The organism is Arthrobacter sp. KNU-44 (genome assembly GCF_051843155.1).
In the GTDB taxonomy this organism is placed as follows: domain Bacteria; phylum Actinomycetota; class Actinomycetes; order Actinomycetales; family Micrococcaceae; genus Arthrobacter.
On the sequence record NZ_JBPXNG010000002.1, the window covers coordinates 801,832 to 825,627 of the forward strand.

Annotated in this window: 24 protein-coding genes; 14 read left to right on the top strand and 10 right to left on the bottom strand. The window is 64.5% G+C overall.

Features of this window, described 5'->3' with window-relative positions; all coding sequences use genetic code 11:
- Positions 1-68: 68 nt before the first annotated feature.
- The 4 genes from ACSVHC_RS04455 (at position 69) to ACSVHC_RS04470 (ending at position 4,078) form a co-directional block, all read left to right on the top strand.
- Positions 69-1,208, top strand: a complete 1,140-nt coding sequence (locus tag ACSVHC_RS04455; protein ID WP_437773979.1) for a 5-(carboxyamino)imidazole ribonucleotide synthase — start codon at positions 69-71, stop codon at positions 1,206-1,208.
- A gap of 80 nt (positions 1,209-1,288) precedes the next feature.
- Complete coding sequence (purE, locus tag ACSVHC_RS04460) at positions 1,289-1,813, top strand: 5-(carboxyamino)imidazole ribonucleotide mutase (RefSeq protein ID WP_437773978.1); 525 nt, start codon at positions 1,289-1,291, stop codon at positions 1,811-1,813.
- Between the two features lie 75 nt (positions 1,814-1,888).
- Positions 1,889-3,139, top strand: a complete 1,251-nt coding sequence (gene manA / locus ACSVHC_RS04465) for a mannose-6-phosphate isomerase, class I (RefSeq protein WP_437772903.1) — start codon at positions 1,889-1,891, stop codon at positions 3,137-3,139.
- Positions 3,140-3,142: 3 nt separating this feature from the next.
- Positions 3,143-4,078 carry a lipid II:glycine glycyltransferase FemX gene (locus ACSVHC_RS04470; RefSeq protein ID WP_437772902.1) on the top strand — a complete coding sequence of 312 codons (936 nt, stop codon included), beginning with the start codon at positions 3,143-3,145 and terminating at the stop codon, positions 4,076-4,078.
- A gap of 32 nt (positions 4,079-4,110) precedes the next feature.
- On the opposite strand, the gene ACSVHC_RS04475 is transcribed toward ACSVHC_RS04470, so the two are convergent.
- Entirely contained in the window at positions 4,111-4,644 is a 534-nt protein-coding gene (locus ACSVHC_RS04475) for an endonuclease domain-containing protein (RefSeq protein ID WP_439180618.1), read from the bottom strand.
- Positions 4,645-5,110: 466 nt separating this feature from the next.
- On the bottom strand, positions 5,111-6,130 hold the full coding sequence (glpX, locus tag ACSVHC_RS04480) for a class II fructose-bisphosphatase (RefSeq protein ID WP_437773977.1): 1,020 nt from the start codon (positions 6,128-6,130) through the stop codon (positions 5,111-5,113).
- Positions 6,131-6,334: 204 nt separating this feature from the next.
- On the opposite strand from glpX, the gene ACSVHC_RS04485 reads away from it, so the two are divergent.
- The 6 genes from ACSVHC_RS04485 (at position 6,335) to ACSVHC_RS04510 (ending at position 12,029) form a co-directional block, all read left to right on the top strand.
- Positions 6,335-7,054 (top strand): DUF4245 domain-containing protein, encoded by a 720-nt coding sequence (locus ACSVHC_RS04485; protein WP_437772900.1) that lies wholly within the window; start codon positions 6,335-6,337, stop codon positions 7,052-7,054.
- Positions 7,055-7,063: 9 nt separating this feature from the next.
- The gene (locus tag ACSVHC_RS04490) at positions 7,064-7,678 is read left to right on the top strand and encodes a carbonic anhydrase (RefSeq protein WP_078105935.1); all 615 of its coding nucleotides are present in this window, start codon (positions 7,064-7,066) and stop codon (positions 7,676-7,678) included.
- 98 nt (positions 7,679-7,776) lie between these two features.
- Complete coding sequence (locus ACSVHC_RS04495; RefSeq protein ID WP_437772899.1) at positions 7,777-9,213, top strand: class II fumarate hydratase; 1,437 nt, start codon at positions 7,777-7,779, stop codon at positions 9,211-9,213.
- A gap of 132 nt (positions 9,214-9,345) precedes the next feature.
- Entirely contained in the window at positions 9,346-10,014 is a 669-nt protein-coding gene (locus tag ACSVHC_RS04500) for a TetR/AcrR family transcriptional regulator (RefSeq protein WP_437772898.1), read from the top strand.
- Positions 10,011-11,711 carry an MDR family MFS transporter gene (locus ACSVHC_RS04505; RefSeq protein WP_437772897.1) on the top strand — a complete coding sequence of 567 codons (1,701 nt, stop codon included), beginning with the start codon at positions 10,011-10,013 and terminating at the stop codon, positions 11,709-11,711. Before ACSVHC_RS04500 ends, ACSVHC_RS04505 begins: the two co-directional genes overlap by 4 nt.
- A 117-nt stretch (positions 11,712-11,828) precedes the next feature.
- Positions 11,829-12,029 (top strand): hypothetical protein, encoded by a 201-nt coding sequence (locus tag ACSVHC_RS04510; RefSeq protein WP_437772896.1) that lies wholly within the window; start codon positions 11,829-11,831, stop codon positions 12,027-12,029.
- Here ACSVHC_RS04510 and ACSVHC_RS04515 read toward each other — a convergent pair.
- Together ACSVHC_RS04515 and ACSVHC_RS04520 are read right to left on the bottom strand one after the other, a co-directional pair.
- The gene (locus ACSVHC_RS04515; RefSeq protein WP_345450176.1) at positions 12,017-12,490 is read right to left on the bottom strand and encodes an NUDIX hydrolase; all 474 of its coding nucleotides are present in this window, start codon (positions 12,488-12,490) and stop codon (positions 12,017-12,019) included. The two genes, ACSVHC_RS04510 and ACSVHC_RS04515, sit on opposite strands and share 13 nt — an antisense overlap.
- Before the next feature lie 163 nt (positions 12,491-12,653).
- Positions 12,654-13,211 (bottom strand): prepilin peptidase, encoded by a 558-nt coding sequence (locus ACSVHC_RS04520; protein ID WP_437772895.1) that lies wholly within the window; start codon positions 13,209-13,211, stop codon positions 12,654-12,656.
- Positions 13,212-13,270: 59 nt separating this feature from the next.
- On the opposite strand from ACSVHC_RS04520, the gene ACSVHC_RS04525 reads away from it, so the two are divergent.
- Positions 13,271-14,041: a hypothetical protein gene (locus ACSVHC_RS04525; RefSeq protein WP_437772894.1), complete on the top strand. Its 771-nt coding sequence runs from the start codon at positions 13,271-13,273 to the stop codon at positions 14,039-14,041.
- A gap of 77 nt (positions 14,042-14,118) precedes the next feature.
- Here ACSVHC_RS04525 and ACSVHC_RS04530 read toward each other — a convergent pair whose 3' ends face one another.
- Together ACSVHC_RS04530 and ACSVHC_RS04535 are read right to left on the bottom strand one after the other, a co-directional pair.
- Positions 14,119-15,117, bottom strand: coding sequence for a transposase (locus ACSVHC_RS04530; protein ID WP_437771022.1), 999 nt, complete (start codon positions 15,115-15,117; stop codon positions 14,119-14,121).
- A 32-nt stretch (positions 15,118-15,149) separates the two neighbouring features.
- Positions 15,150-15,554, bottom strand: coding sequence for a hypothetical protein (locus ACSVHC_RS04535; protein WP_437771023.1), 405 nt, complete (start codon positions 15,552-15,554; stop codon positions 15,150-15,152).
- 190 nt (positions 15,555-15,744) lie between these two features.
- Here ACSVHC_RS04535 and ACSVHC_RS04540 point away from each other — a divergent pair.
- Both ACSVHC_RS04540 and ACSVHC_RS04545 read left to right on the top strand, forming a co-directional pair.
- Positions 15,745-16,958, top strand: a protein-coding gene (locus ACSVHC_RS04540) for an IS3 family transposase (protein WP_437771182.1) whose coding sequence is annotated in 2 segments (ribosomal slippage) — positions 15,745-16,006 and positions 16,006-16,958 — 1,215 coding nt in all. Because the reading frame shifts where the segments join, the coding sequence is not laid out codon by codon here.
- Between the two features lie 31 nt (positions 16,959-16,989).
- A complete protein-coding gene (locus ACSVHC_RS04545; RefSeq protein ID WP_437772893.1) occupies positions 16,990-17,643 on the top strand; it encodes a GNAT family N-acetyltransferase in 654 nt (217 codons plus the stop codon).
- Between the two features lie 187 nt (positions 17,644-17,830).
- On the opposite strand, the gene ACSVHC_RS04550 is transcribed toward ACSVHC_RS04545, so the two are convergent.
- Positions 17,831-19,228 carry a PhoH family protein gene (locus tag ACSVHC_RS04550; protein WP_236816243.1) on the bottom strand — a complete coding sequence of 466 codons (1,398 nt, stop codon included), beginning with the start codon at positions 19,226-19,228 and terminating at the stop codon, positions 17,831-17,833.
- Positions 19,229-19,478: 250 nt separating this feature from the next.
- A complete protein-coding gene (locus ACSVHC_RS04555) occupies positions 19,479-20,240 on the bottom strand; it encodes an isoprenyl transferase (protein WP_437773976.1) in 762 nt (253 codons plus the stop codon).
- A gap of 244 nt (positions 20,241-20,484) precedes the next feature.
- Between ACSVHC_RS04555 and trhA the strand changes: the two genes are divergently transcribed.
- Positions 20,485-21,126 carry a PAQR family membrane homeostasis protein TrhA gene (gene trhA, locus ACSVHC_RS04560; RefSeq protein ID WP_437772892.1) on the top strand — a complete coding sequence of 214 codons (642 nt, stop codon included), beginning with the start codon at positions 20,485-20,487 and terminating at the stop codon, positions 21,124-21,126.
- Here the strand turns inward: trhA and ACSVHC_RS04565 are convergent.
- Together ACSVHC_RS04565 and ACSVHC_RS04570 are read right to left on the bottom strand one after the other, a co-directional pair.
- Positions 21,123-23,381, bottom strand: coding sequence for a thioredoxin domain-containing protein (locus ACSVHC_RS04565; protein WP_437772891.1), 2,259 nt, complete (start codon positions 23,379-23,381; stop codon positions 21,123-21,125). The two genes, trhA and ACSVHC_RS04565, sit on opposite strands and share 4 nt — an antisense overlap.
- Positions 23,359-23,754, bottom strand: coding sequence for a hypothetical protein (locus ACSVHC_RS04570; RefSeq protein ID WP_439180619.1), 396 nt, complete (start codon positions 23,752-23,754; stop codon positions 23,359-23,361). Before ACSVHC_RS04570 ends, ACSVHC_RS04565 begins: the two co-directional genes overlap by 23 nt.
- Positions 23,755-23,796 lie beyond the last annotated feature (42 nt).

The window sequence follows — 23,796 nt, forward strand, 5'->3', positions numbered from 1 at the left end:
GGTTCGGTAGGCTGAACCTTGTGACTTTTCCTGTAATTGGCGTGGTGGGCGGCGGACAGCTCGCACGAATGATGGCCCCGGCCGCAACTGCTCTCGGCTTTGAACTCCGGGTCCTTGCCGAAGGTGAGGACGTTTCCGCGGTCCAGGCCGTGGCAACGGCTCCCATTGGCGACTACAAGGACCTCGCCGCCCTTCTTGAGTTCTCGGAGGGCTTGGACGTCATGACGTTCGACCACGAGCACGTCCCTACCGAGCACCTGAGGGCACTGATCGAGGCCGGAGTCAACGTCCAGCCGGGCCCCGATGCCTTGGTGCATGCGCAGGACAAACTCGTGATGCGCGCCGCGATCGACCGCTTGGGACTCCCCAATCCGGCGTGGGCTGCGGTCCGCGGCGTCGAAGACCTTGTCGCTTTCGGCGAGCAGACCGGCTGGCCGATTGTCTTGAAGACCCCCCGCGGGGGCTATGACGGCAAGGGCGTGCGCATCGTCCATTCCGCCGAGGACGCACGCACCACCGCGGACTGGTTCGAAGCCATGAGCCCGCTATTGGCCGAAGAGAAGGTTGACTTCAGCCGCGAGCTTTCCGCGCTCGTCGCAAGGACCCCCGACGGCGCATCCCGCGCCTGGCCGGTAGTCCACACCGTCCAGGTGGACGGCGTCTGCGACGAAGTGATTGCGCCGGCCCAGGACATTCCCGTGGAAGTCGCTGCGGCAGCCGAAGAGGCAGCGCTGCGAATCGCCAATGAACTCGGAGTCACGGGCGTCATGGCTGCGGAGCTCTTCGAAACGCCCGGCGTCGGAGTCGGGTTCCTCGTCAACGAACTCGCCATGCGGCCGCACAACACCGGCCACTGGACGCAGGACGGCTCCGTCACGAGCCAGTTCGAACAGCATTTGCGCGCAGTCCTCAACCTCCCGCTGGGTGCCACAGATGCCCTGGGCGCGGTGGTGGTCATGAAGAACTTCCTGGGCGGCGACAACCAGGATCTCTACAGCGCCTACCCCAAGGCCCTCGCCTACGAACCTGCCGCAAAGGTCCACTGCTACGGCAAGTCCGTGCGGGCCGGCCGCAAGATCGGGCACGTGAATCTCGTCGGCAACTCGACAGCGGACGTCGACTCCATCCGACGCCGGGCCACCGTAGTGGCCGACATCATCCGCGACGGCCGCATGCCGGCCGAGACCACCTCAGAGGAGACCGCATGAGCACAGGAAACGTCAGTGCCGAGAACGCGATTGCCGGAAACGCGGGCGCGGCGAACGCTGCTCCGATCGTAGGCCTCGTCATGGGCTCCGACTCCGACTGGCCTGTCATGGAAGCCGCGGCGGACGCCCTGGCCGAATTCGGCATCCCCTTCGAAGCCGACGTCGTCTCCGCCCACCGCATGCCCACCGAAATGATCCGTTACGGCCAGGACGCCCATGAGCGCGGCATCCGCGTCATCATCGCCGGGGCAGGCGGCGCCGCCCACTTGCCGGGCATGCTCGCCTCGGTCACCCCGCTGCCCGTCATCGGCGTCCCGGTACCGCTGAAAACCCTGGATGGCATGGATTCCCTGCTGTCCATCGTGCAGATGCCCGCCGGTGTTCCCGTTGCCACGGTTTCCATCGGCGGCGCGCGCAACGCCGGCCTCCTTGCAGTGCGCATGCTGGCGTCCGGAACCGACGAGCTGGCCGTCCGGCTTCGTGGCGAGCTGCTCGAATTCGCCCGGGAGCTCAACAACACTGCTACCGAAAAAGGGGCCAGGCTCCGTGACAAGGTCGCCGAAGTCTTCTCCAGCGCGAACGTCTCCGCCCGCAGCAGCCGCTAAGGGCCTGAGCAGCCGCTAGAAGGTCATCCCCGGCACTCCCGAATGAACCCTCCGCAATGACAAGGATCCCCTGCCGTGTACCAGCTTGAGAATGTTCTCCGCCCCTATGCATGGGGATCGACGACGGCGATCGCCGCTCTGCTGGGAAGGCCCGCCTCGGGTGGTCCGGAGGCAGAGTTGTGGATCGGAGCGCACCCGGACTCGCCGTCCGTGGCCACCCGTCCGGATGGGTCTTCCGTCGCCTTGGACGCCCTGATCAACGTGGATCCCGTGCACTTCCTTGGTGAAACGAGCGTGGCTGAATTCGGTCCCCGCTTGCCGTTCCTCACCAAGCTCCTTGCAGCCGACAAGCCCCTGTCCTTGCAGGTCCACCCTCGCCTGCAGCAGGCCAGGGACGGCTTCGCGAAGGAAAATGCCGCGGGTATGGCAGCGGACGCACCGGAGCGCAACTATCGCGATGACAACCACAAGCCGGAGATGATCTTCGCGCTGACTCCGTTTCACGCCCTCTGCGGTTTCCGTCCCGCGGCCGATTCGCAGCGTGTCTTCGAGCACGTCGGGACCCTCCTGGACCTAGCCGCCGTCGACGTTCCTGATGTCATCACCGGAGTCATCGCGGACCTTTCCGGGTCCGACGAGCCCTCGGCACTCAAAGCTGCGTTCACCCGGCTGATTACCGGCGGGGACGCCGTCTCCGCCGCGACGGATCAGGTGGTTTCCATCCTGAAATCGGGCGCGCCGATGGGTCAGCACGCTGCGGAGCTCTCCACCTTGGTGGACATCAACAGTGAGTTCCCGGGCGATCCCGGTGTCCTGATTTCCTTGCTCTTGAATCTTGTCTTCCTGTCCCCGGGCGAATCGGTGTACCTGCCGGGCGGAAACGTCCACGCCTACCTGAAAGGCCTCGGCGTGGAGGTGATGGCAGCTTCGGACAATGTGCTCCGTGGCGGGCTCACCCCCAAGCACGTCGATGTCCCCGAGCTCCTGAAGACCATCGAATTCGCTTCCCTCGGCGTACCGCGCATCGAACCCCGGACCTCCGGATTCGGCCAGGATCTCTATGTGCCCCCCTTCAAGGAATTCCAACTACAGCGCATCGAGTTGGCTCCCGGAGCGGAACCCGTGCCGATGGCCCAGGCCGGTCCCGCCGTCGTCGTCGTGGTTTCGGGTTCCGTGGTGCTCGACTCCCCCAAAAGCGAGCTCGCCGTGGAGCGCGGCGGGAGTGCGTTCATCCCGGCATCCGAAGAGCCCGTCATGGTGCACCCGGTTGCCGGCGCAACGGGAACGAGCGTTGCCTTTGCCGTCACAACGGGCTTGGGGAACTAGAGCGTGGAGTATTTCCTGCAGACGCCCGCATGGGCGTCCTTCCAGCGATCCCTCGGCCGTACCGTGCACGAGGAGTCCGGCCTGGGCTGGCGTTTCCTCGCCGTGGAGGAAAAGAACCCGGCAGGCAAGGTCATCTACACGCCGTACGGACCCGTGGCCGATTCGCTGGAGGCCTTCGACGAAGCCCTAGCCGCACTCGTGGCGATCGCGCGCCGGAGCCGGGCGGTGTTTGTCCGGATGGAACCGGTCACCGCCGGGTTCGAAGCCACTGAAGCCGGTGCGATCCTGCGGGGACGCGGCCTGCAGCCTGCGCCGTCCAACCAGCAGCCGGAATTGAGCTGGATTGTCGATCTGGAAGGCGATTTCAAGGACGTCCTCGCGGGCATGAAACCCACCAACCGGAACCTGTACCGCAACATCCACAAGAAGGGTGTCACCTTCCGGTCCTCGCAGGATCCTGAAGAGATCTCAGTGCTTCTCAACTTCCTGCACATGACTGCCGCACGCAATGGCTTCAAGCCCCAGAGCGACGACTACCTCGGCTCGGTGGCCCGCTCCCTTATGCCCGCCGGTGCCGCCACCCTGTTCATCGCCGAACTCGAGGGCGAAGCCATTGCCGCTGCCCTGGCGTACGACTCCGTCGACACGCGCACCTACGCCCACGCGGCGCTCGATGACACGCACCGCAAGCTCAGCGCGGGCATTCCATTGCTCGTGACGCTGATGGCGGACGCCAAGGACAAAGGGCTCAAGCACGTCGACCTGTGGGGCGTGGCCCCGGAGGACGAGCCGGACCACAAGTGGGCCGGATTCACCGCCTTCAAAAAGTCCTTCGGCGGCCGCGAAATAGCCTACCCAGGCACGTGGGACCTTCCCGTCAACAAGTTCCGCTACGGCGCCTACCAAGTCGCCCGGAAGCTGCGCGAAAAGCTCCGCTAGGGTTCCTCCGCGCGAACTGGCAGCAGATGACCTCAAAATCCAATTTTGCGGGCATCTACTGCCAACTCGCGGCGTCCCCGCAGCCCCCGGCGGACTTTTTCCACCACTTCTGGCCGGGGCCCGAGCAAATCCTCATGGTGGACCCGGACTTCGCGCCAACCCAGCCGTTCCGTCAACGCCTGGCGCCTGATGTCCCGCTGGTACTGCTCAGCTTCCCCATGGTGCCGCCCGTCGTATTGGAGGGCGACCCGCTCCTTGAGGTAAGCGGCATCGGGCCACACAGCGGGAGCGCCCCATTCGTTGACGATGACGTGGTTCAGCGTGGGTTCAGGCAAACCTGCATGCAGCAATATGAGGCGCATTTGCGTTTCCTGCGGCGAATCCGCGCCGGCTCGAACCAGATCCAGGGCCAGCCGGGCTTTGCGGACGCCTCGCATGCCGGGATGGGCTGACACCATCGCCTTCAAATCCTCAATGGTTGCCAAAGCCTTGCGCGGCCTGGGATGGTTTTCGCCATGCTCGACGACGATCGAGTCGCCCGCCGCGATAATGTCGTCGATACTCATCAAATGGGCCAAGTCCAGCCACGTCCGGGCAGGTGAGGTGAGTCGGACGCCGTCCAGCTTTATCACTTCACCCGGTTTGAACGTGAGTTGGTGCCCAACAACATTGCGCCTCCGTGGTTTCCATCTCTCGCCCGGGCGAGCCAAGTGGATCCGCCAGTCCTCTTCAAGCGCCTTGGGCAAACTGATGCCGAGGATCCGCGCGGCGGAGCCATGGCTCAGGCAACATTCGGGGTCGAACTCGATATAGCCCCGCAAGTGTTCCGCCACCGTCCCCGTGCTGTGCAACGGCAGGCGCAGTCCCCGCGACAACGTGACAATGCCGTCGCGGACCTTCTCCCAGTTAGCCCGACGGAAGTCTGCGGGCGCGCAAAAGGGCGGTGGGATCGTGACAGCGGCGTCAGAATCGACGAGGAACGAGGAGATAGCCGCCGAGCGATCGTGCCGCCCTTTTGCACTAAGCCGGGTCCTACTTGCGGGCGTAGCCCTCCCACTTGCTGGCCTGGTGCTCGCCGTCGACGAAGCGGATGGTGCCGGACTTGGAGCGCATCACGATGGACTGGGTCAGGACCTTGTCCTTCGAGTAGCGCACGCCCCTGAGGAGGTCGCCGTCGGTGATGCCGGTGGCTGCGAAGTAGCAGTTATCGCTCGTGACGAGGTCGTTCGTCGAGAGGACGCGCTCGAGGTCGTGTCCAGCGTCGATGGCCTTCTGCTTCTCGTCGTCGCTCGTGGGCCACAGGCGGCCTTGGATGACACCGCCGAGGGACTTGATGGCACATGCTGCAACGATGCCTTCCGGGGTGCCGCCGATGCCCATCAGGGCGTCGACGCCGGTGCCGGAACGTGCGGCCGCAATGGCGCCTGCTACGTCGCCGTCCATGATGAACTTGGTGCGCGCACCGGCTTCGCGGATTTCCTCCACCAGCGGACGGTGGCGGTCGCGGTCCAGGATCATGACGTTGAGCTGGTTGACCTTAACGCCCTTGGCCTTTGCGATCAAGTGCAGGTTCTGCTTCACCGGCAGGCGCAGGTCCACCATGTCGGCGGCTTCGGGGCCCGTGACGAGCTTCTCCATGTAGAACACGGCGGAGGGATCGAACATGGTGCCGCGTTCGGCCACTGCCAGGACGGCGAGGGCGTTGTTGATGCCCAGGGCAGTCAGTCGGGTTCCATCGATCGGGTCGACGGCGACGTCGCACTCCGGCCCGGTGCCGTCACCGACGTGCTCGCCATTGAAGAGCATGGGAGCTTCGTCCTTTTCACCTTCGCCAATGACAACGACGCCGTTGAAATGGACGGTGTGGAGGAAAGAGCGCATGGCGTCGACGGCGGCGCCGTCCGCCTTGTTCTTGTCGCCGAATCCAACCCAGTGGCCGCCTGCAATCGCGGCGGCTTCGGTAACCCGGACAAGTTCGAGGGCCAGGTTGCGGTCCGGCTCATCGGTCCCGACGGCGAGCGCCGGCGAAATCGTGGAATACTTCTGGGACATTGGCGCTGGAGACACGTGAACCTCTTCTTCGATGACGCGATTCGTGGGACCAGGAATGGCTGGGCTTGTCGGCCTGAATGATTCCTCTAGAAGAGATCATAGTCGGGGCGGGGCGCCTCGGTCATGGGATGACCAAGTCCCGGAACGCCCCTTGCACTGACCGGCCGATGTGTATTAGCCGCTTGGATAGGAGACTATTGAAGCGTGAGTGAAACGCAAGACAAAGCAATTGCCGCCGCCCCCTCCGGCAGCGAAGGCGCGGGCGCAGCTGGTGCCGGCGACGCCGGTCAGCCTGCGGTCAAGCCCGTAATCGCGGCCAAAGCAGCCAAAAGGGCCAACGCTTCGGTCATTGGCATGCTCATCGCGCTGCTCCTCTGCGTGCTGGCGTTCCTGCCGATCGTGCTCATGAATCCGGCGCCAAAGAGCAACGGTTACAAGCCCAACGTGGATGTAGCCGCAACCTCAGCCAACGCGAAAGATGTGGCGGGTTTCACACCCGTGGCGCCGGTTACCGGCGACACATTTAGTCCGAACTACGCCCGCTGGGTATCGGGCACCGGCGACGGCGTACCCACATGGGAAGTCGGATACGTCACGCCCAAGCAGGCCTTCATCGGAATTGTCCAGACCCGCAAGGCCAATCCGACCTGGATTTTCCAGCAGGCCGGCAGCGCTCCGGTGACCGGCACGCGCAGCGCCGGTGGCCACGACTGGGAACTCCATGACACTGCCAAAGGCAACCGCAGCATGGTCCTGAACTACCGCGGCACCACGATCATCCTGAGCGGCAGCGCGGGATTGGACGAGTTCTCCACCTTGGCCGCGGCCGTTGTCAAGGCAATGGACGCGGCTCCTGTCGCTTCCGCGGACGCGAGCACGAAGCCGGGCGACACAGTTTCGCAGCCTGCTACCTCAAAGCCGTAAAGTAGCGCCGTGGCTACTTATCTGACTCCTGCCCTTGCCTGGCGCCGTCTGCGCGAAGGAAACGAACGCTTTGTCGCCGGGGAGTCCTTGCATCCCAACCAAGATGCTTCCCGCAGGCATTCCCTGGTCGAGGACCAGCATCCCTTTGCCGTGATCTTCGGTTGCTCGGATTCCCGCCTGGCCGCGGAAATCATCTTCGACCTCGGTCTGGGCGATGCCTTCGTGGTCCGCACGGCCGGGCAAGTGATCGACGACGCCGTCCTCGGTTCGCTCGAATACAGCATCTCCCAGCTGCATGTTCCGCTCATCGTGATCCTTGGCCACGACAGCTGCGGCGCAGTGACCGCGACCAAGAGTGCCGTCGAGACCGGTGAAATGCCCGCGGGTTTCATCCGTTCCCTGGTGGAGCGCATCACCCCTTCCGTCCTCACCGCTATGCGCAACGAGCAGACGGACGTCAACGAGATGGTCGTGGAACACGTCAAGCAGACGGCCCGCCGCCTCGCCGACAGTTCCCGTGTGATTTCCGACGCGATCGACGACGGCCGGGCCGCCGTCGTCGGGCTTTCCTACAAACTGGACGAGGGCCGCGCGGCGCTTGTTTCCGGGATCGGCAAGCTCTAGTCCGGATGCCGGGCCGCCCCCGAGGGGGCGGCACACAACGGCCGTAGCTTTGCTCCGCCGGTTTTCGGTCAAGCGGCTGCTCGCCATAAGCTAGCCCCATGACTTCCACTCAAGAATCCAACACGGCCGAGTTCCGTATTGAACATGACACGATGGGCGAAGTTCGCGTTCCTGTGAACGCCCTGTACCGCGCCCAGACGCAGCGCGCCGTGGAGAACTTCCCGATCTCCGGCAAGACGCTTGAGCGCGCACACATCGAGGCCCTGGCCCGCGTCAAGAAGGCCGCGGCCCTGGCGAACGCTGAACTGGGAGTGCTCGACGGCGAGCTCGCCGAGGCGATTGCCAACGCTGCCGATGAGGTTGCCGCCGGAAAGTACGACGGCGATTTCCCCATCGACGTCTTCCAGACCGGTTCGGGCACGTCCTCCAACATGAACACCAACGAGGTCATCGCCGAGCTGGCAACGCGCGCCCTCGCGGCCGGCGGGAGTGACAAAGTTGTCCACCCGAACGACCACGTCAACGCTTCGCAGTCCTCCAACGATGTCTTCCCGACGTCGGTCCACGTCGCGGCGACGTCGGCCCTGATCAACGACCTGATCCCGGCCCTCGAGTACCTGGCTGCTTCCCTGGACCGCAAGGCCGTGGAGTTCAAGGACGTCGTCAAGTCCGGGCGCACTCACCTCATGGACGCCACTCCGGTGACCTTGGGCCAGGAGTTCGGCGGCTACGCCGCGCAGGTCCGCTACGGCGTCGAGCGCATCAACGCCGCCCTCCCCCGCGTCGCCGAGGTCCCCCTGGGCGGAACCGCGGTCGGCACCGGCATCAACACCCCGGAAGGCTTCCCGGAGCGCGTCATCGAGCTCCTCGCAGCCGACACCGGCCTGCCGCTCACCGAGGCGCGCGACCACTTCGAAGCGCAGGCCAACCGCGACGGCCTCATCGAAGGCTCCAGCCAGCTGCGCAACATCGCCATCTCCTTCATGAAGATCAACAACGACCTGCGCTGGATGGGTTCCGGCCCCAACACGGGACTTGGCGAAATCTCCATCCCGGACCTCCAGCCTGGCTCGTCGATCATGCCGGGCAAGGTCAACCCGGTCATCTGCGAAGCATCGATCATGGTCTGCGCCCAGGTCATCGGCAACGACACCGCCATCGCCTGGTCCGGCACGAACGGTGCCTTCGAACTCAATGTCGGCATCCCGGTGATGGCTGCCAACTTGCTCGAATCCATCCGGCTCCTGGCCAACACCAGCCGCGTCATGGCCGACAAGATGATCGACGGCATCACGGCCAACGTGGAGCGTGCACGCTTCCTGGCCGAGGCTTCCCCGTCCATCGTGACCCCGCTGAACAAGTTCATCGGTTACGAAGCGGCGGCAAAGATCGCCAAGAAGGCCGTTGCCGAGGGTTTGACCATCCGCGAAGCCGTGATCTCCCTCGGCTACCTTGAGCGGGGCGAACTGACTGAAGAGCAGCTCGACAAGGCCCTCGACGTCACCACTATGACCCGCCCGGCCCACAAGGCCTAGTCTCCCTCCAGCCCCGCTGGCCAGCCCGACGGCGGCCGGCGCCTTCCCCACGGAAGGTGCCGGCCGCCGTCGTCGTTTCCGGCCACAGAAATTTTCTTGCACTTTTGGACAGTAAGTGCAAAACTTTACTTTGTGGAAAATAGTGCAATTAATGACGGCGGACTCCGGGAGCGCAAGCGTGCTCAGACCCGCGCGGCGATCTCCGCCGTCGCAAGGTCCCTGACCGCCCAACGCGGACTCAACGGTTTCACCGTCGAAGAAGCCTGCGAACAGGCCGGGATCTCTCGGCGGACGTTCTTCAACTACTTCCACACCAAGGAGGACGCGGTGATCGGCTCGTTCTCCGACGAGCTTCCCGAGGACGCGCTGGAGGCCTTCCAACGCAACCCCGCCCGTGCCATCGGCACGATCTCCGACTCGCTCTTGTCCGCACTGCGCCGCTTCACCCTGGCCGTCCTCGAGCGGTCCACCGTCAGCCCATCGGAGATCCGCCAGCTCATCGCGGCAGTCACGGCCGAGCCCCAGCTCCTGGGCCGGTTGACCCGCGAAGGCGAAGTCCGCGAGCGCCAGTTCGCCGAGCTCATCGCCGCCCGGGAAGGCCTCACCGCGGACCACCCCGAGATCATCATGGCCGCCGCGGTCTTCGGCGCGGTCACCAAGAAGACGAGTAAACAGTTCTTTTCCGAAGAGAACACCGAGCCCTACCGCGAATTGCTGGACCAGAACCTCAGGGCAGCACGCGCGCTCTTCGCCCAACCGCTGGACACCAACCCCGTCGAACCCCAGAAGGACCAACCGTGAGTACCACTCTCAAGACCAAAGCGGCCGCGCCGCTGCTCTTGACCCAGAGAAGGATCTGGATCATTTTCTCGGCGCTCATCGCCGGAATGCTGCTCTCCAGCCTGGACCAGACCATCGTGTCCACGGCCATGCCCACTATTGTCGGCAAGCTCGGCGGCGTGGAGAACCAGGCCTGGATCACCACGGCCTACTTGCTCGCCACAACCATCGTCATGCCGATCTACGGCAAGTTCGGTGACATCCTGGGCCGGAGGAACCTGTTCCTGATTGCCATCGGTTTGTTCACCGTAGCTTCCATCGGTTGTGCCTTCGCCACCGACTTCTGGGGCTTCGTGGTGTTCCGCGCCATCCAGGGCCTGGGCGGCGGCGGACTGATGATCCTGTCGCAGGCCATCATCGCGGACATCGTGCCTGCCAAGGAACGCGGCAAGTACATGGGCCCCCTTGGTGCCATCTTCGGCCTCTCCGCCGTGGCCGGTCCCCTTCTGGGCGGCTTCTTCGTCGATCACCTGACCTGGGAATGGGCCTTCTACATCAACATCCCCGTCGGCATTGCGGCGTTCACCATCGCTTGGTTCACGCTCACCCTGCCGAACAAGAAGGCCGAAAAGCGCATCGACATCCTTGGAGTCCTGCTGCTGTCTGCTGCCACGGCCTGCCTGATCTTCTTCACCGACTTCGGCGGCAAGAAGGACCAAGGATGGGACTCCCCCCTCACCTGGGCCTTCGGCGCCGGCATGGTGCTCGCTGCCTTCCTCTTCGTCCTCGTGGAGCGCAAGGCAGAAGACCCCATCATTCCGCTGAGCCTGTTCAAGAACCGGATCTTCATCAACGCAACTGCCATCGGCTTCACCCTCGGCCTGGGCATGTTCGCCGCCATCGCTTTCGTGCCGACGTTCCTGCAGATGTCCTCCGGTACCTCAGCCGCCGTCTCCGGCCTGCTCATGCTGCCGATGATGGTTGGACTCATGGGTACGTCCATCTACTCCGGTATTCGCATCTCCAAGACCGGCAAGTACAAGATGTTCCCGATCCTCGGCGCGAGCCTCACGATCGTTGCGATGTTGTGGCTCACCACGCTCACCGCGGCAACTCCGATCTGGGTCATCTGCATCCAGCTGTTCATCTTCGGCGCAGGCCTGGGCCTGATTATGCAGGTCATCGTCCTGGTGGTCCAGAACGCGGTTCCCGCCGAGCAGATCGGCACGGCAACGAGCACCAACAACTACTTCCGCGAGGTCGGGGCTTCGTTGGGCGTGGCCGTTTTCGGCTCGATCTTTACCACGCGGCTGGCCGAGTCCCTCACCAAGGCATTCACGGGCGCCGGGGCTTCTGCTGCACAGGCTGCACAGTCCACCAGCAAGCTTGATCCTCAGACGCTGGCCCAACTGCCGGTTCAGGTCAAGGACGCGATCGTCAACGCCTACGCCGATTCACTGGCACCCGTGTTCTGGTACCTGATCCCGTTCATCGCCATCGCCCTCCTGCTCGCGATCACCCTCAAGCAGATCCCGCTCTCGGACACCGCCGGAATGGTGGCCCGGGGCGAGGCAGTCGGGGGCCAGGAAGCGGAACGCCTTGAAGCCGAACGCCTCGGAGGAACCGCCGAGGGGGCCGTCGGGGCGTCCGTCGACCCAGCCGCTGAGCCGGAGTCCGCAACGGTGGGCGACAATGACGGTGAGCTCGCCCGGCGCTAACGCCAGGACATTCCCGGCCTTGGCTCGGACCAGTGGACATATGGGGAATGTGCCCACTGCCCGGATGCAAAGCCGGGCATGTCCACCGGGCCGGGCGTTTGGCTTAGGCTGGAACCCATGAGTTCAGAGCCCGAAGAATCCGCGAACATCAGCCCGGCCGTTCGATGGGGATTAGGGGCAGTCCTTTTCGGCCTTCTGGCCGTTTCCATAGCCTCTGCCAAGGGAGAATGGTGGACCATCGTGGGTGCTATCGCCTGCGGTGTCGCCGCGTGCCTCTTCGCTGCCCGCGCGATCCTCGCGGCCCGTCAATCGCGCTGATACGCGACGGCGGAGCCCGGCTCCAACGCCAGTCGGATGGTTTCGCGGTGGCCGGCGCTGATCTCAGGCAACTCGTCAAGGGCAAACCAGCCGACGGCGATTGACTCGTCGTCGTTGACGCGGGCCTCCCCCGAGACATAACGGCATTTGAAGGCAATATCCAGGAAGTCGCACACGTCTCCGTTGGGATACGTGACCGGGCCGATCACGCCCACCGCCAGGATGCGCTCGGTTTCGGCCACGACTGCGGTCTCCTCGAAGATCTCGCGGAGCAAACCGGGGGCCGGGTGCTCCCCCGGTTCCAGCATTCCGGTGATCAAGGTCCACCGGCCATTGTCGGCCCGTTGGCACAGCAGGACCCGGTTCTCGTCATCCAGGACTACGCCCCTAACGCCGGGTAGCCACAGCGGGTCGTTGCCGATCTTCTCGCGGATTTCCCGGATGAATTCGGGGATCGCCACGGCCTAGCCCGCTTCCGTTGAAACAGTCATCACCAACAAGAGCACTGCCTCCGCTTCCGGATCGGGCCCTCCAGTAGGGCGAGTATCCCACCGGCGATGCGCGAATGACAGCGGGCAAGCCCGCTCAAACGGTCCTCCCGCGCTCCCTTTCGCTCGCGGCTTCTCACGCCGGCAGGGCAAACATCGCCGCGGCGGCACCCGCGAGCATGAACGGACCGAAGGGTATTGATGATTTCAACGTTCCCCGCCGGGCAGCCAGGACTCCCAGACTCCACAGCCCGCCGAAGAGGAACGCCGCAAACGTTCCCGCGAAAACATGCGCCCACCCCAGATAGCCAAGGTATAGCCCGAGCACACCGGCCAATTTGACGTCGCCGAAGCCCATCCCTGGCGGGTACACCAAGCGCAGGATGAAGTAGAACACCCAAAGCGCTGCTCCCCCGGCCACGATTCCCAAGGCGGGAACGCCCAGGAAGGAGGCACCGCCGTCGGGCGCTGGCCCTGCCGCTCCCTCGGCCAGGGTGACGGCTACCGCTGCGCCGAGCAGCAACACACCGGCGATGGCATAGGACGGGAAGACGATCCGGTTGGGGAGCAGGTGGTGACGCACGTCGATGACCGTGAGCCGGGCAGCCATGACCGCAAAGTACACGCAAGCTGCGAGCAGCAGCCAGAAGGCCGGGACACTGGTCCCCCACAATTCGCCGAGTCTTCGGATCACCCTCGGATGTTATCGGTTTTCTCAAAGCTGCGCCGGTCACGCACCCTTAGACTGTGGATATGGGGCGTTACAGTGCAGAAATCCAAGGCGATTCCGACGCCGACATGTCCTCCAACTTCCGAAACCTCTGCCGTTCCTCCCCGTGGAAATGGACCAGCCTGAGGTTCGAATACCTGGACCGTCCGGGCAACGCGGATGCCACAGTGCGTGCATGGCTGCGCCGCCCGGGAGCGCTTCGGCTCGAGACCGTCGATGGCGCGTTGCTGCATAGCACCACGGGCATCAACGACTCCCGCGACGGGCTTTACCTTGGTTCCAAGCGCAAGTCGTGGCTGTTGCCGGCCCACTTGGTCACCCCCGTTTACGACTCCGCGGGCTTGGTCCGCCGGCGCCCCGAAGCGGCCTACGGCGAACCGTCGTTCGGGAACGGTCGGCTCGCGGCAGCCCTCGATCCTGTCGAGCTCGCCGGGAACGCTCCCGTGCCGATGGAGTTTCCCGAGTCCAATCGGGTGTCGTTCGGCCCCATCCGGGAAGTGGATCACGAAGGACGCCCGGCTCTCGAAACCATCGCGACGCCGGGATCCAGCTACGTGGCGTCTGACGCGGCGACGCCGCTCTGCTTCCCCGGACGCACGCTCTTGCGCGTGGACTCGGGAACGGGCGTGTGCGTTTCCAGCCAATCGCTCGACGGCGATACCGCAGGTCAGGGGCATTGGATGCGGATTCTGGGCGTGGATGAATACATGCTGGACGATCTGTTCCTCGCCGAATCGATGAACCTCACCGACGTCCGGAAGCACATTAGCTGGGACATCGGCCCCCGTTCGTAAGGGCGGGCCCCCAGGAACCCCCGCTCACCTATACGCCCCTTCCGCCCAACCCCCGAAAGTTGTCAAGCTGTGTGGAGTCACTGGGCTAGTTTTTGGGGTGTTTTGGTCTGGGGGAGGTTGATCCCGGCGTATGTGGCGGGGGCCGGTGTGGTGGGTCGGCGGCGGAATCTTCCCGGGTGTCGTTCGTAGTAGTCCTGGTGGACTTTGTCTCGCTTGGTCCAGAGTTCTTTCCACGACCCGTCGTGGACCTGTGATGGTGAGAACAGTGCGATGCCGGAGTGTTTGTGATCGGTGCTGTACCAGTGCACGTAGCAGGTGAGGTACTCCCTGGCGGCCTCGAGATCGTTAAAGATCCGGGGGTAGCCGGGCCGGTATTTCATCGTGCGAAAGCCTGACTCCGAGAAGGGATTGTCGTTGGAGACGTACGGGCGGTTATGGCTGAGTTCCACGCCGTGGGCGGTGAGGGTGTCACGGAGCAGGGTTGATCTCATGGCCGGGCCTGAATCGGCATGCACGATGCGCGGGGCGCCGTGCCGGGCGATGGCTGTCTTGAACATCTGCGCGGCGAGGTGGTCGGACTCGCGTTCCTCCACCCGCCAGCCGACGATTTCCCGGGAGAAGATGTCCATGATGGAGTACACCTTGAAAACCTTGCCCTGCCACTTGGCATAGATGTCGGTGATGTCCCAGGACCAGACCTGGCAGGGTCCGGTGGCCTTGACCACCGGCTTTTCAGAGGAACCACGCGTGCCCCAACGCTTGCGCGGGATGGTTGGGCGGGCCTGCTGGTCCTCGTAGTCTGCCGCGATCCGCCACCACGAGCGGTTGGAGGCGAGCAGCTCGCCGTTGTCCCAGGCTGTGGCGAAGGCATGGTCAACGGAGTTGCCCTTCTCCCAGCTGGCCAGGATGAGCCCCAGGATCCGGTCCTGATGCGCGGAGCTGATCCGGGATTCGTAGGCCCGGTCGCTCTGGTGGATCGGGTGCTGCACCGCCGGACGGGGATTGGACCGGTAATGCCAGGTCCCGCGCGAGAGGCCCGCCAGCTTGAGCGCTGTCCGCTGGGAGCCGATGATCACATGCAGTTCCAGGACCAGAGTGTTCTCGGCCGCTATGAATCGTTGTGAGCGCTCGTCGGGGTTGTATCGGGCTCTGGCACGCTCAACTCGTGCAAGAGCCCGATAGCTTTTCCCAGCGCGGAATTCGTGTCCTCCAGCTCCTGCACCCGCTTCTGGAGTTTTTCGACTTCGGCACGGTGGGCAGCCATTTCCTTCGCGCGTGCTTTTTCGAACGCGGAGAGTTCACGATTCGTCGGGACCATGCCTCCATGCTCCCGCGGAATCAGGCCACGGTCGATATCGCCCTGGACCATCATCTTGCGCCACCGGCGGAACGTCCATTCCGAAACGGACGTCGAGGCCATCCATTCCTTCCTCGACCCGTGCGGCTGCAAATAGTACTCATGCATGAACTCACGGATCTCTTCACGCGTAAAACCCTTGTTATCAACGGCCATCGCCGGCTCCTTCAATCAAAAGGTAATGAATGACTCACAACCAGCTTGACGATGAGGGCCTCGCTCACCTATACGCCCCTTCCGCCCAACCCCCGCTCACCTATACGCCCCTTCCGCCCAACCCCCGCTCACATATACGCCTGCGGCCGTATGGTTTTGTGAGACAGCTTGATGGGAGCCTCAGTTTCAGATGACCACCCGCAGAAAGACATACGACGCCGCGTTCCGGGAGGAATCGGTTCGACTGGTTTTGTCTTCGGACCGGCCGGTGAAGCAGATCGCGCAGGAGATCGGGGTGAAGGAAAGCACGCTGGGAAACTGGGTACACAAGTCCCGGGACAAGCAACCGGACACCCCTGCCCAGCCCGAGGACCGGGGGCCGGTGGCGTGGGATGAACACCAGAAAGCGCTGGCCGAAAACGCCAGGTTGAAGGCCGAGGTCGAGTTCCTGGGAAAAGTCAGCGCCTTCTTTGCCGCGAAGCAAAAGTAGAGGATTTCTACGAGTTCATCGAAGCGGAGAAGGCCAACCATCCCGTGGTGTGGCTATGCCGGAAATTGAACGTCTCCCGGGCCTCCTATTACCGGTGGCGCAAACCTGCCGGCCCTTCACCGCGCACCGTGCGGCACGGGGAGCTGGTCACCGCGGTCACCAAGCTCTACACGAAGGAGTCCGGGCGTGCCGGGCGGGACCAGCTGACCCGGCTCCTGAACGCGGCCGGGACCAAGGTCTCCGCCCCGACCGTGGGGGCCATCATGCGCGAGCACGGCCTGCGGGCCATCCGCACCCAGGCCTGGAAAAAGACCACGCTCCAGGACCCGCAGGCCAAGACCGCCCACATCCAGAACCACATGCTCGATGACCAGGGCAGGCGCGACTTCACCTCCGCGGTGCCCGGGACCCGGCTGGTCGGGGACATCACCTACCTGCGCACCGGCGAGGGCTGGCTCTACCTGGCCACGGTCATCGACCTGTTCTCCGGGATGGTCATCGGCTGGGCCATGGCCGAACACATGCGCGCCAGCCTGTGCACCGCGGCCCTGCGGATGGCCCGGAACCACGGCCACCTCATCGGCGGCCCAGTCGTCTTCCACTCCGACCGGGGCACCCAGTACACCTCGGAGGAATTCCAACGATGGTGCGCCCAGAACGAGGTCACCCAGTCCATGGGCAAGGTGGGGGTGTGCTGGGACAACGCGGTCGCCGAGAACTTCTTCTCACACCTCAAGACCGAGTTCTACCACCACCACCGCTTCGGTTCCAGGCTCACCGCACGGACCGCCGTGATGGACTACATCGAGGGCTGGTACAACCGCCGCCGACCCAACCGACGGGCCGGCGGCATCCCGCCAGCCACCGCCCACGCAAACCACCACACCAGCGTCCAGGAACCCCTGGCCGCCTAACCAAAACAAACAACGAAAATGTCTCAAAAACTTGACGACCGCAGCCCCTTCCGCCCAACCCCCGCTCACCTATACGCCCCTTCCGCCCAACCCCCGCTTGGTCTTGCGCCCCATCCAGGACGCTGACATCCCGGCAGCGGTCGGGGCAGCCCTCAGCGGCATTCACGAGTCAGGGAGGTCCCCCTTCAGCAATCCCTGGACAGAACTGCCCGAAGATGAGTTGGGTGCCAACATGGCCCGGTGGTACTGGCGCTGCCGTGCAGGAATGACTCCGGAATCATGGACGCTCCTCCTCGGCATCTGGCACGACGCCGATTTCATTGGCTGCCAGGATCTGGAGGCGAAGAACTTCGCATCGTTGAAGACTGTGTCCACCGGCTCCTGGCTCAAGAAAGGCGCTCAAGGCCAAGGCCTCGGCAAGGAGATGCGGGCGGCCGCCCTCAGCTACGCCTTCGACTACCTGAATGCAGAAGTAGCGACCTCCGAAGCTGCCATTTGGAACAAGCAATCCTTGGGCGTTTCCGCCAGCCTCGGCTATGAACCCAACGGCATTTACCGCGACCAATGGGGCACCGACGTCGTGGAAGTCCAACGCGTTCGTCTCCCCACGGGGTCCTTCATCCGGCCCGATTGGAAGCTAAAGGTAGAAGGCCATGAGGCCACAGCAAGGTTCCTGGGCATGTGAGCGAGCGTCCGCCCGAAACCCCACATACGTGAGCGAGCGTCGCCAGGAAACCCCACATACGTGAGCGAGCGTCCGCCCGAAACCCCACATACGTGAGCGAGCGTCAACCGGCTCGAGGAAACGATCGAGGATCGGTGAAGGGCCGTGGCCCGGCGAACCCGGCCACGGCCCTCCGCGCAAATGCAGCTTAGATTTCCGCCCCTTCAAGCAGTTCCGTCACGAGGGCCGCGATCGGCGAGCGTTCGGAGCGGGTCAGGGTGATGTGGCCGAACAGCGGGTGCCCCTTGAGGGTCTCGACGACGGCGGCAACGCCGTCGTGCCGGCCCACGCGGAGGTTGTCGCGCTGGGCGACGTCGTGGGTCAGGACGATCTTGGAGTTCTGGCCGATGCGGCTCATGACCGTGAGGAGCACGTTCTTTTCGAGCGACTGGGCCTCGTCTACGATCACGAACGCATCGTGGAGCGAACGTCCCCGGATGTGGGTCAGCGGCATGACTTCGAGCATGCCCCGGTCCATGACTTCTTCGACGACTTCCTGGCTGACGAGTGCACCGAGGGTGTCGAAGACCGCCTGCGCCCAGGGGTTCATCTTCTCTGCCTCGGAACCGGGCAGGTACCCGAGTTCCTGTCCGCCCACCGCGTACAGCGGCCGGAACACAATCACCTTGCGGTGTTCCCGGCGCTCCAGGACGGCTTCGAGTCCCGCACACAAGGCCAAGGCCGACTTTCCAGTGCCCGCCCGGCCGCCGATCGAGACGATTCCGACGCTGGGATCCATGAGCAGGTCGATCGCAAGCCGTTGCTCAGCTGAGCGGCCGTGCAGTCCGAAGACATCACGGTCCCCCTTGACCAGCCGCACTTGCTTGTCCGCGCCCACGCGGCCCAGGGCGGAGCCCCGGTTGGAGAGCAGCACCAGGCCCGTATTGACGGGAAGCTCGGCCGCTGCCGGGATGAAAACCGGTTCGTGCCCGTACAGGGTGGTGATTTCGTCCTCGCTGGCTTCGATCTCCGCCATGCCGGTCCAGCCGGAGTCCTTGACGAGTTCATTGCGGTATTCGTCCGCGAACAGCCCCATCGCGGAGGCTTTGACGCGCATGGGGAGGTCTTTGGAGACGACCGTGACGTTATGGCCTTCGTTGGCGAGGTTCTTGGCGACTGCCAGGATGCGGCTGTCGTTGTCCGCGCCGCGGAATCCTGCCGGCAGCACTTCGGTTGACACATGGTTCATCTCGACACGCAGCGTGCCGCCGTCGGATCCGATCGGGATAGGTTGATTCAACCCGCCATGCTCAATGCGCAAGTCATCCAGGAGCCTGAGGGCCTTGCGCGCGAAGTAACCCAATTCGGGGTCGTGGCGCTTGCCCTCCAATTCCGTGATCACCACGATCGGGACAATGACTTCGTGCTCCGCGAAGCGCAAAAGGGCGTGCGGATCGGAAAGCAACACGGAAGTGTCAATCACATAGCTTCGGCCTGTCGGGGTTCCGGACTTTGCAGTCCGCCCATCGTTGGCCCGCTTGGTGCGAGAGGTAGCTGAACTTTCCCCGTCGGAAACGACTACGGGCAGTTGCTCAGAAATAGCCACATCGACTCCAGCCCCGGGCGAACCCGGCTTATTCGTGAGGCGGCTCGGCCGGAAGGCCGGGCGCGGCCCCCCACGTAACTGGTGCGATGATTCGCTCCATCTACTGGCCTCCCCGATCAGCAGGCGGTTTGCCTACTGATGGGATTAACGTATTCCCGTGCGATTACATTTCCGGTTAGCCCAAACGGCGATTCGTGTAGACAAAATGTGAACTTCCCGTAAACGGGTGCGCACCGGGAAGTTCACCGTCTCAGGAACCGAAGCGGCGCTGGCGGCCGGCATAGTCCCGCAGGGCCCGCAGGAAATCAACCTTGCGGAACGCGGGCCAGAGGGCCTCGCAAAAATAGAACTCGCTGTAGGCGCTTTGCCACATGAGGAAACCTGACAAACGCTGTTCACCTGACGTGCGGATCACCAGATCGGGGTCCGGCTGGCCGCGTGTGTAGAGGAAACGCGAGATATCGTCCACTGAAAGCTCATCGGCCAGCTCGGTGATGTCGCGGCCGTGCGCGACCGCGTCGTGCAGCAGTTCCCGCACGGCGTCGACGATCTCGCGCCGTCCGCCGTACCCGACGGCCACGTTCACATGGAGCCGCTCGCGGATCGGTGTGCGGGCCGTGAGCTTGTTGAGCCGCTCGGCGAGATAGTCCGGAAGGAGCTCCGGCGCACCCATGGCGTGGACCGAGATATCGGCGTCGTCATCCAAGCGATCGAGGGTGTTGGCGATGATTCCCATAAGCAGTTCGAGCTCTTCGCCGGAGCGGTTCATATTGTCCGTCGAGAGCATGTAGAGCGTGACGACTTTGACTCCGAGTTCCTGGCACCAGCCGAGGAATTCGTGGATCTTGTCCGCGCCAGCTTGATGGCCTTCGCTGGTGGGAGCGTTGAATTGCCGCGCCCAGCGGCGGTTGCCATCAACCATGACGCCGATGTGCCGGGGAATCTTCTCTTGTTCGAGCGAACGGAGCAGTTTGCGCTCGTAGAAGCCGTAGAGGAAGCCGGGCCACTCCATCCGGACACTCACCTGACTTCCTTTGAACAGCACGTGAAAAGCGAAACAAACGACGACGGCGGCCAGCCTGGTTGGCAGCCAACCCTTCAGCCAAACAACGATCGGCACCTCGCGACTTCTGCCGTAGGCGCACCACCAAGGCTACCTTCCCAAGGCGGACAGTCGGCACACCTGAGCAGCGGAAAACGATCGCAAAACGTGCTACTCGGCAGTAACTTATCCGCCCGCGGGTTACGCTTTAACGATGTCGGAGCTGCTCACAACCAAACCAAGGTGGCGCGGCTGGATACATGCTGTGGCCACTCCTTTCGCCGTCGCGGCAGGGATCGTCCTGGTGACGATGGCGCCTACGACCGATCGCAAAATCGCGTCCGCCATCTACGCTTTGACGGGTGTACTGCTCTTCGGCGTGTCCGCGGTCTACCACCGCGGCAATTGGGAGCCGAAGACCAGGATGGTCCTCAAACGCCTGGACCACACCAACATCATGCTCGTGATCGCGGGCAGCTACACACCCCTGGCGTGGTCCCTCCTGGAGCGCCCCAAGGCCGTGCTCCTGTTGTGGGTGATCTGGTCCGGAGCACTACTGGGAGTGCTGTTCCGGGTTCTCTGGACCGGCGCTCGACGTTGGCTCTACGTGCCCATCTACGTCGCACTGGGCTGCGGGGCGTTGTTCTATTTGCCGGAGTTCTTCGCCGCGAACGTTCCGGCCGCGATCCTGATCTGTGTGGGCGGGGCCCTCTACATCGCTGGCGCCGTTTTCTACGGGATCAAGAGGCCCAACTTCAGTCCGTTGAACTTCGGCTTCCATGAACTCTTCCACGCCCTCACGGTGCTGGCCTTCGCCGCACATTTCGCCGCAATCATGATTGCCGTGCTGAGCTAGCCTGCGGCCTCAGTCATCGCGTCAAGGCGCTGCACGAGTTCCTCAACGGAGCCAAGCGGCAGGTCACAGACCATCCCCCGGCACAAGTACACCTGTGGCGAGCCGTCCGCGGCAGCCGTGCGGGACTCAAGCAGTGGCACCTCCGGTTCCTTGGCGCGGGACCCGGGCGGCGCGCCGTCGTCGTCGGCTTTTTCGCCAGCCATACCGAGCTGGACGGCCACCACCAGCCCGGGACTCGGCGAAGCCAACAGAGCGCGATGGAGTTCGCGCTGCTTCCCGCCTGGAGGGCCGGATACGGCGGCCTCTATGGGACCGGCCACGGCCGCCTGGGCGGTCGCAAGCAGCCATCCCGCCACCCTGGGCGCCCGCCCGGCTATCGGCGGCAGGAGCGACAGGATGCTGCTTGCCATGGCTCGGTGCTCGTGCGAACCGGAATACGCCGCATAGCTCAGCAACACTCCGGCAAAGGCCGCCGCCCCGCTCGGCGCCGCATTGTCGAAGGGGTCCAGGCCCGCGTGCTGTCCCTGCGCGTTGAATACCTGGGCCGATTCCCCCACGGAGTCCGACAATCTGCCGTCCACCACGAAGCGCGCGCAGGCGCCGCTGATCAGCTCCTCCGCGAACACGTACCAGCGCCGCTGGCCAGTCACGGCGTAGAGAGCCAGGAAGCCTTCGGCACAAAACGCGTAGTCTTCCAGCAGACCGCTGATCCCCCTCGCAACGCCGTCGTGCGAGACCCTGATCAGCACCCCCGCCCCGGGCTTTGAGGTGCCGGCATTTGAGGCACTGAAAGTTTCGGGGCCGGCCGCCGGACGCCAATGCACGCGCATGAGGTACTCGGCCACGCTTTCCGCCGCGGTCACAAGTTCCGGCCTGTCCAGGACCGCTCCGGCTTCGGCAAGCGCTGCGATGGCCAGGCCGTTCCAGCCCGCCACGACTTTGTCGTCCCGGGCCGGCTGGGGGCGGGCCGAGCGTGCGGCGCGCAGGGCGGGCCTGACGCGGTCCCACAACCGCGATTCCGCCCCGGACAGCCGGCGCCCGGGATGCAGCGGAGATCCAAGCTCCGAGACTCTCCCGGACGGCCCCACGTTCATGAGCCGGGCCACGGCCGCCCCGTCCCCCGGTCCAAGCACGGCTTCGAGGCTCGCAGGAGTCCACAGGTAGGACGCGCCTTCATGATGCACTCCGTCCACCACGGTATCGGCGTCGAGCGAGGAAGCGAGTCCGCCCGGGATTGCGGGATCGCCCACACCCAGCGAATCCAGCATCCAGTCCGCCACCCGGGACGCGACACTCGCGGCCTCGCCGGCAGGCAGGACCCAGTCGCCGCTCAGCCGGACCCAGTGGACGTAGGCGCGGAGAAGCTGGGCATTGTCGTAAAGCATCTTCTCGAAATGCGGCACGGACCAATCCGCGGTCACGGAATACCGGGCGAAGCCGCCGTCGAGCTGGTCGCACAGTGCGGAACAGGCCATGGCGGCGAGAGTGCGGCCCGCCATGTCGCGGGCGGCGTCCGAGGTATCCGACGGCACGGCAGCGTGCCGTATCAGGAACTCAAGAACGGCCGACGGCGGGAACTTGGGAGCGCCGCCGAAGCCACCACCGTCGGGGTCTTCCGAGCGGGCGAGGAGACGCACAGCTTCGGATAGCAGGCTTCTGTCCAGGCTTTCGGACGGCCTGTCGAGGAACACCGCCGAGGCGAGCTGGGCATTGGCCATGCCGGCGGCGAGCCGTCGCGCGTTCTGCTCGACGGCGTCGCGGCGTTCCAGCCACGCCTCGTGGACCGCTTCGAGCACCTGGCGGAAGGACGGCCTCCCGGGCTGGGGCGTTGGCGGGAAGTAGGTGCCTGCATGGAAGGCCAAGCCGTCGGGAGTCAGGAAGACGGACATCGGCCAGCCGCCCTCGCCGCTGATGGCCTGGGTGGCTGCCATGTAGATCGAGTCCACGTCGGGGCGTTCTTCGCGGTCCACCTTGATGGCCACGAAGTGTGCGTTCAAGTAGTCGGCGGTGTCTTGGTCTTCGAAGGACTCATGGGCCATGACGTGGCACCAGTGGCACGCGGCATAGCCGATGGAGAGAAAAACGGGTACATCGCGGGCCGCCGCGAACGCGAAGGCCTCATCGCCGAACGGCCTCCAGTGCACCGGATTGTCCGCATGCTGGCGGAGATAGGCGGACGGTTCCAAGCCGAGGGCGTTGGACGCCCCCGGCCATTCCCGGGTGGTGCCCGGGTCAGCGGGCTCCGGAGCCGGCATCGCCGTCGGATTCTTTAACGCCCGGCTTGCCCGGGACGACGCCGCCGGTCCCGGCGCCGCCGATCGCGGTGCCGTCGATCTCAGTGCCCTCAGCCTCAGCGCCGTCGATCTCAGTGCCGTCGATCCCAGTGCCCTCAGCCTCAGCGCCGTCGGCCTCGCCGACGAGGGCTTCCTCAACCTGGGCGCGGTAGCGTACCCGCCGGATCCTACGCACCATGTCAACGATCAGGAAGGTCGTGAGCACCACGATGAAGGCAGTCAGGACGAAACCCCAGGTGCCCGGGGTCACCTGGTCTTCCGACAAGCCGGGGCGCAGCGACGGGGTCGGGGTAGGCGACGGGGTCGTGGCCAGGGCGATGAGAAAGTGGTGCACGGTTCAAACCTTCTATGGGAGTTTCCAGCCGGTGGCGACTTC

Coding starts and splice junctions, on each gene's coding strand:
- ACSVHC_RS04455 (WP_437773979.1), top strand. CDS start 69: ATGATGGCCCCGGCCGCAACTGCTCTCGGCTTTGAACTCCGGGTCCTT.
- purE (WP_437773978.1), top strand. CDS start 1,289: ATGGGCTCCGACTCCGACTGGCCTGTCATGGAAGCCGCGGCGGACGCC.
- ACSVHC_RS04475 (WP_439180618.1), bottom strand. CDS start 4,644: ATGAGTATCGACGACATTATCGCGGCGGGCGACTCGATCGTCGTCGAG.
- glpX (WP_437773977.1), bottom strand. CDS start 6,130: ATGTCCCAGAAGTATTCCACGATTTCGCCGGCGCTCGCCGTCGGGACC.
- ACSVHC_RS04495 (WP_437772899.1), top strand. CDS start 7,777: ATGACTTCCACTCAAGAATCCAACACGGCCGAGTTCCGTATTGAACAT.
- ACSVHC_RS04510 (WP_437772896.1), top strand. CDS start 11,829: ATGAGTTCAGAGCCCGAAGAATCCGCGAACATCAGCCCGGCCGTTCGA.
- ACSVHC_RS04525 (WP_437772894.1), top strand. CDS start 13,271: ATGGGGCGTTACAGTGCAGAAATCCAAGGCGATTCCGACGCCGACATG.
- ACSVHC_RS04535 (WP_437771023.1), bottom strand. CDS start 15,554: ATGGCCGTTGATAACAAGGGTTTTACGCGTGAAGAGATCCGTGAGTTC.
- ACSVHC_RS04555 (WP_437773976.1), bottom strand. CDS start 20,240: ATGGAGTGGCCCGGCTTCCTCTACGGCTTCTACGAGCGCAAACTGCTC.
- trhA (WP_437772892.1), top strand. CDS start 20,485: ATGTCGGAGCTGCTCACAACCAAACCAAGGTGGCGCGGCTGGATACAT.
- ACSVHC_RS04565 (WP_437772891.1), bottom strand. CDS start 23,381: ATGCCGGCTCCGGAGCCCGCTGACCCGGGCACCACCCGGGAATGGCCG.